The organism is Corynebacterium sp. LK14 (assembly GCF_008042215.1).
In the GTDB taxonomy this organism is placed as follows: Bacteria; Actinomycetota; Actinomycetes; order Mycobacteriales; family Mycobacteriaceae; genus Corynebacterium; species Corynebacterium striatum.
Window position 1 is genome coordinate 1 of the sequence record NZ_NOVQ01000026.1, and the last position, 559, is coordinate 559.

The window sequence follows — 559 nt, forward strand, 5'->3', positions numbered from 1 at the left end:
ACTACCTCTCGTGCGACGCGCTGACGATGAAAGTCCGGGAAGGCGGACGCGTGGTCAAAACGAGTGTGCTGCTAGCAACCGGTGTCAACAATGACGGCTACCGGGAACTGTTAGGCATGCAAGTAGCTACCGCTGAGTCCACCGCTTCGTGGACCGGGTTCTTTAGGGACTTAAAAGCCCGCGGTCTAGGTGATGTCTACCTGGTGACAAGTGACGCTCACTTAGGCATTCAAGCAGCGGTGTCTGATGTGCTGCCACATGCCTCCTGGCAGCGGTGCCGCACCCACTTCGCTAAGAACCTCTCGTCCATGGTGCCGAAGACCCAGTGGCCGACATTATCGGCGATGTTCCACACGATCTTCCAACAACCCGATGCTGAGGCGGTGTGGACTCAGGCTCGGGAAGTGGTGGAATTCTGCCAGGCGAAATTTCCACATGTTGCAGACTACCTAGAAGAACATCTTGATGATGTGTTGGCGTTTACCCACACACCGAAGTCAGTGTGGACCAAAGTCTGGTCGAATAACCCCACCGAACGGCTCAATCGCGAGATCCGCCG

Annotated in this window: 1 protein-coding gene; it reads left to right on the top strand. The window is 56.2% G+C overall.

The annotated features are described in order from the left end of the window. A partial coding sequence (locus CHU71_RS12680) for a transposase (RefSeq protein ID WP_187272098.1) occupies positions 1-559 on the top strand: 559 nt, incomplete at both ends.